At 66.7% G+C, this 6101-nt stretch carries 5 protein-coding genes; 2 read left to right on the top strand and 3 right to left on the bottom strand.

Translation table 11 applies throughout. From position 1 onward, the window contains the following. Positions 1-747: 747 nt before the first annotated feature. A complete protein-coding gene (locus ACWDUA_RS20735; RefSeq protein WP_449752893.1) occupies positions 748-1689 on the bottom strand; it encodes a dipeptidase in 942 nt (313 codons plus the stop codon). A 236-nt stretch (positions 1690-1925) separates the two neighbouring features. Between ACWDUA_RS20735 and ACWDUA_RS20730 the strand changes: the two genes are divergently transcribed. After that, on the top strand, positions 1926-2219 hold the full coding sequence (locus ACWDUA_RS20730) for a DUF485 domain-containing protein (protein WP_449752908.1): 294 nt from the start codon (positions 1926-1928) through the stop codon (positions 2217-2219). Then, a complete protein-coding gene (locus tag ACWDUA_RS20725) occupies positions 2216-3847 on the top strand; it encodes a solute symporter family protein (protein ID WP_449752892.1) in 1632 nt (543 codons plus the stop codon). Before ACWDUA_RS20730 ends, ACWDUA_RS20725 begins: the two co-directional genes overlap by 4 nt. 136 nt (positions 3848-3983) lie before the next feature. On the opposite strand, the gene ACWDUA_RS20720 is transcribed toward ACWDUA_RS20725, so the two are convergent. Both ACWDUA_RS20720 and ACWDUA_RS20715 read right to left on the bottom strand, forming a co-directional pair. Further along, entirely contained in the window at positions 3984-5399 is a 1416-nt protein-coding gene (locus ACWDUA_RS20720) for an amidase (RefSeq protein ID WP_449752891.1), read from the bottom strand. An 11-nt stretch (positions 5400-5410) separates the two neighbouring features. Beyond that, positions 5411-6067, bottom strand: coding sequence for a TetR/AcrR family transcriptional regulator C-terminal ligand-binding domain-containing protein (locus ACWDUA_RS20715; RefSeq protein WP_449752890.1), 657 nt, complete (start codon positions 6065-6067; stop codon positions 5411-5413). Between the last annotated feature and the right edge of the window lie 34 nt (positions 6068-6101).

The raw sequence follows: 6101 nt of genomic DNA, 5'->3' as shown, positions 1-6101 counted from the left end.
CAGTGAGACAACAATGTCCGCAACCAGAACCGACATCGGCCCGCGAAGATCTCGACACGGCGCCTCGCTACGCTCGGTACCGGCTCAATCACCGTAACCAACTCAACACCGCACTACCACAATCACTTTGGATACCCCAGAAGCAGATAGATCAACGTGGCGAGCTAAATATCTCACTACCACAACATCTTTGGATGGTTGAGCCGGGACCGAGCCGCCAGGCGAGGACCCGAGTCGAAACCCAGTGAGACAACAATGTCCGCAACCAGAACCGACATCGGCCCGCGAAGATCTCGACACGGCGCCTCGCTACGCTCGGTACCGGCTCAATCACCGTAAACAACCCTGCCCCACATTCTTCGACGGTAGGGCCAGGACCGAGCATCCGACGTCGAGTAGCAGAGATTTCGACACGGTGCCTCGCTACGCTCGGTACCGGCTCAATCACCAACGGAATCCCAACCACAAACTACCACCACACTTTTCGAGAGCCGAGAAGCTCACTGATCTACCCTCCATCGAACCCACCATCCTGCACAACCACCATTTTCGATGGTTGAGCCGGGACCGAGCACCGCGAGGACCCGAGTCGAAACCCAGCGAGACAACAATGTCCGCAACCAGAACCGACATCGGCCCGCGAAGATTTCGACACGGTGCCTCGCTACGCTCGGTACCGGCTCAATCACCGTAACGGTCACCGAGCCGTCAGGCGGGAGGCAACTGTCCGCAACCAGCTCCGATGTCTCACCAGGACTGCTCGGCGACCCTGCGGAAGTTGCCGCCGAGGACGGCGGTGATGTCGGCGTCGGACCAGCCCCGATCGGCCAGGTGGGCATCGAGGCCGATGAAGGTCTCGGGCTGCATCCATCGGATGTCGCCCCAGCGGGTGTAGGACTCGTCGAAGGAATCCGGGTGGTTGCGGATCTCGTCGAGGAAGTCGGCGGCGTCGAAGGAGTGGTCGGTGCTGACGCCGACGTGGTCGATGCCGATCAGCTCGACGGCGTACTCGAGATGGCGGACCATCGCGTCGAGGTCGGGGGTGTTGGGTCCCAGAAAGATCCCGACGCCGGTGATCCCCACGACGCCGCCGGTGTCCGCGCAGGCGCGGGCCTGGTCGTCGGTGATGTTGCGGGGATGCTCCCAGACCGACCGCATGCAGGAATGGCTGTAGATGACCGGCCTGGTGGAGACCTCGCACATGTCCAGGCCGGTACGGGCACTGCAATGGGAGCCGTCGGGCACCATCCCGGACCGGTTCATCTCCGCCACCAGGTCGCGTCCCCACGCGGTCAGGCCGGTGTCGTCGGTGTCGAGGCAGCCGCAGCCGGCGCGGTTGCCGTGGTTGTACGACGGAAGCAGGGTGCGCACCCCGAGGTCGACGAACATCGCGACGTTGTCGAGGTCGCCGTCGAGCGGGTTAAAGTCCTCGAGGTCGAACCCGATCGCGATCTGTTCGCTGCCGGTATCGACATCGGCCGCGTCGGTGATCAGGCGCAGCCCCGGATGGGCGGTGACACCTGCGCGGAACCGGTCGAGCAGCAGTGCGGAGTCGGCGAAGGTCTGCGGCGAGTACCCGACGTTGACCGAGACATAGGTGGGGCCGGGCCGGGCGAATCGGGTCAGCGGCTCGACGTCGGCGTCGGGCTGCAACGGCAGGCAGGCGTGCTGATCCCAGAGCAGGCGCATCGCCCAGTTCTATCACCGCCCGCCACCGACCGTTCGTCGGTCGGCACCGACCGTCCGGCGCACAGATCACCGGCTTCGTCGTGTGACCCACGACACCCCATTGTGTGTGATCTGTGACTCAGTGGAATCTGTGTCCAACAACCATCACAGCTTTGGAGGAACTCGTGTCCACTGCAGAACAAGACGCGACGGTGACGCCGCCACCGCCGACGCCGACAGGCGAACAGTTCATCGCCATGCAGGCGAGTCCGCAGTTCCGGAATCTCAAGCGTTCACTGCTGCGCTTCGTGATCCCGATGACCGCGTTCTTCCTGCTGTGGTACGCCGTCTACGTCCTGCTGGGCGCCTTCGCCCACGACTTCATGGCGACACCGGTCTGGGGCAACATCAACCTCGGTCTGATCCTGGGTCTGCTGCAGTTCGTGACGACCTTCGCGATCACCTTCGCCTACGTGCGCTTCGCCAACCGCGACCTCGACCCGCAGGCCGCCGCGATCCGCGCCGAGATGGAAAGTGAGGCAACCCGATGACCGCACTCGCCGCCGGCGCCGTCGGCAACCCCGTCGCCAACATCGCGATCTTCGTCGCCTTCGTGGCGTTCACGATGTTCGTGGTGATCCGGGCCAGCCGCAACAACTCCTCCGCCGCCGACTACTTCACCGGGGGTCGCGGCTTCTCCGGTCCCCAGAACGGGATCGCCATCGCCGGCGACTACCTCTCGGCGGCCAGCTTCCTCGGCATCGCCGGCGCCATCGCCGTCTACGGATACGACGGCTTCCTCTACTCGATCGGCTTCCTCGTCGCCTGGCTGGTGGCCCTGCTGCTGGTGGCCGAGCTGTTGCGCAACACCGGCAAGTTCACCATGGCCGACGTGCTCAGCTTCCGGCTCAAGCAGCGCCCGGTGCGGCTCGCCGCGGCGATCTCGACCCTCGCCGTGAGCGTGTTCTACCTGCTCGCCCAGATGGCCGGCGCCGGCGGACTGGTCGCCCTGCTGCTCGACGTGGAGTCGCGCACCGGACAGTCCATCGTGATCGCCGTGGTCGGCGCGCTGATGATCGTCTACGTGCTCGTCGGTGGTATGAAGGGCACCACCTGGGTGCAGATCATCAAGGCGGTCCTGCTCATCGCCGGTGCCGCCGCGATGACCCTGATGGTGCTCGCCAAGTTCGGTCTCAACGTCTCCGACATCCTCGGCAGCGCGCAGCAGGCCATCAGCGGATCGAGCAGCGAGAAGGTCGCCGCCCGTGACGTTCTCGCCCCCGGCGCCAAGTACGGCGGGTCGCTGCAATCGCAGATCAACTTCATCTCCCTGGCCATCGCACTGGTGCTCGGCACCGCTGGTCTGCCGCACGTGCTGATGCGCTTCTACACCGTTCCCACCGCGAAGGAGGCCCGCCGCTCGGTGGTCTGGGCCATCGCCCTGATCGGTGCGTTCTACCTGTTCACCCTGATCCTGGGCTACGGCGCCGCAGCGATCGTGGGCCCGGACCGCATCCTCGCCGCGGCCGGCAAGGAGAACGCAGCGGCCCCGCTGCTGGCCTTCGAACTCGGCGGCACGGTGCTGCTCGGCATCATCGCCGCCGTCGCCTTCGCCACCATCCTCGCCGTCGTCGCCGGCCTGACGATCACCGCTTCGGCATCGTTCGCCCACGACATCTACGCAAGCGTGATCAAACGCGGCAAGTGCTCCGAAGACGACCAGGTTCGTGTATCACGTTACGCAGCAATCACTCTCGGTGTCGTAGGCATCGTCCTGGGCATCCTGGCCAACGGTCAGAACGTCGCCTTCCTGGTGGCGCTGGCCTTCGCCATCGCCGCCGCGGCGAACCTGCCGACCATCATCTACTCGCTGTACTGGAAGCGCTTCAACACCCGTGGTGCCCTGTGGAGCATCTACGGCGGTCTGGGATCGACGCTCCTTCTGATCGTCTTCTCCCCTGCCGTCTCCGGCAAGGCCACCTCGATGATCCCCGGTTCCGACTTCGCCTGGTTCCCGCTGGAGAACCCCGGCATCGTGTCGATCCCGCTGGCCTTCGCGCTCGGCATCATCGGCACCCTGACCGCGCCGTCGGATCGCGGCACGCCCGAACGCAATGCGGAGATGGAGGTCCGTTCGATCACCGGCGTGGGCGCCGAGCAGGAGGTCGCGCACCACTGACCGGCCGACCCAGGTCGATACCAAAGTCCCCGGGCCGCAAGACCTCTCGAGGTGTTGCGGCCCCGGTGCGTCCTGTGGCGGGCAGCGACACACGCCGGCGACCGCCGTCACCCTCCGGTGTTCGCGGCGTTCGGTTCTACACCGCGTCCTGAATCCGCGCGAAGGGAGCCGCCGCCTCGAGCTCGTAGGCCAGCTCGAGCAGGGTGCGCTCGTCTCCGAGATCGGTCGAGAAGTGGATTCCCAGCGGCAATCCCGTCGACGTGCGGGCCAATGGCAGGCTGATCGCCGGTGTGCCGGAGGTGTTGTTGGCCGGGGTGAACGCGACGTAGCGGATGAGCCGGGAGAAGATCTCGTCGAAATCCCCACCGGGATCGAGATATCCGATCTCTGGGGTGGTGTGGGCCAGGGTCGGCGACAACACGGCGTCGAACTGGGTGAAGGTCTCCCGCAAGTGCGCCGTCGACTTCTTGAGAGCGCGTAGCACCGACGGTGTCCGCCAGAACGATCGCAGAAAACGCCGTGACAGTCCCCGGGTGAACGGGTCGAGCCGAGAACGGTCGAAGTCCTTGTCGATCATGCGTTTCCCGAACCGGTCGAGCGCGAACGCCAGCATCGCCCAGTAGGCGGTGAACTGGTCGACGTAGTCGCGTTCCACCGGGACGGGGACGAATTCGGTTCGATGTCCCAGGCTTTCGAGCAACTCGGCGGCCTCGGTCAGACCGAGCTGGGTGTCCGGGTCGAGGAGTTGCCCGGTGAGCGGTTCGGTGAGCATCGCGATCCGCAATCGCCGCTGCGACGGCCCCTCCACCAACCCCACCGGCGGCAGATCCGGTGCGGGCCGGAAGCGTTCGGCGTCGGCGAGAAAGTGGGCGGTGTCTCGCACACTGCGGGTCAGCACACCGTTGGAGATCAGGTCGATCGGCATCGACTCCCCCTCCGGGGACGGCACCACCCGATTGCGGCTGGGTTTGAGCCCGACGAGTCCGCAGGCCGCTGCCGGGATGCGGATCGATCCGCCGCCGTCGTTGGCGTGTGCGATCGGCAGCGCTCCGGCCGCGACCAGTGCCGCCGACCCGCCCGAGGACGCCCCGCACGAGAAGTCGGTGTCCCACGGGTTGCGGGTGGGGTCGCGGTCGACGAACTCGGTGGTGGCGGTCAACCCGAACGCGGGCAGCGTCGACGCGCCCACCAGGTTGACCCCCGTGGCGAGCAGCTGCTCGGTGAACGGTTCGTTCGCGGTGGCCGCACGCTCGGGGACGGCCGCGGAGCCGTGTCGCGTCGGGAGTCCGGCGAACAGGGTGTTGTTCTTGATGATCGAGGGCACCCCGGCGAACACCCCCGGCGCATAGGTCTCGTCGGCGGCACGTTTGCGAGCGCGTTCCCGGTCGTCGACGGCGACCGCGTCGAGGTGCGGGTTGACCAGGTCGATCCGGGCGAGGGCGGCGTCGACCGCCTCGGTGGCCGAGATGTCACCGGCGGCGATGGCCGCGGCCACCCCCACGGCGTCCAGATCGGACAGCACATCCTCGGTGAACGAGTGCACATGCTTCATGCGGGCCGAGCCTAGCCGCCGACGGCCATCCGCATGGTGTCCTCGGCGAGTCCGACCGCGAATTCGTCGTCGATCGGCATCCCGAACACCACGTGGTGATACAGCGGCGCGATGATGTGGCACAGGATCGCCATCACCGTCGGGGTGGACTCGCCACGGGCACGGGCCCGCTCGACCATGGTCGAGGCCTGCTCGCGGCGGATCTCCCAGCACGGGCAGACCTCGACGGGTTCGTCACGCGAGTTGACCAGCGCACGCAGGTACGCCCGGCGCCGGGGCCGGGTGATGTCGGCGCCGATGATCGACGCCCAGGCATCGAGGTCGCCGCGGAGGGTTCCGGTGTCGGGGATGTCCTCGCCGCGGCTGAGCACGGCGACGGCGACCTCTTCCAGCAGGGCGGTGATCGATCCCCAGCGGCGGTAGATGCTGGTGGGATTGACCCCGGCGATCTCGGCGACCTGCGGGATCGTCATGGTGTCGCGGTGCCCACGGCCGACGAGTTCACCGACCGCCGAGTACACGGCCTGCTGGACGCGGGCGCTGCGCCCACCGGGACGGCGGGCACCGTGCGATCCCGTCCCGTCGGTGTCGCCTGCCCCATCTACGGGGTCCGCCCCGGTGGGATCGGTCACGTCGTCGGTGTCTGCCGACCATGCCGCTGCGCGCATGGAATCAATTATTGCAAACTGCGTTGCTTTAAGG

The organism is Gordonia sp. NPDC003376, assembly GCF_053589235.1.
The sequence above is the reverse complement of the archived record's forward strand: the minus strand, read 5'-3'. Positions and strand labels throughout refer to the sequence as shown.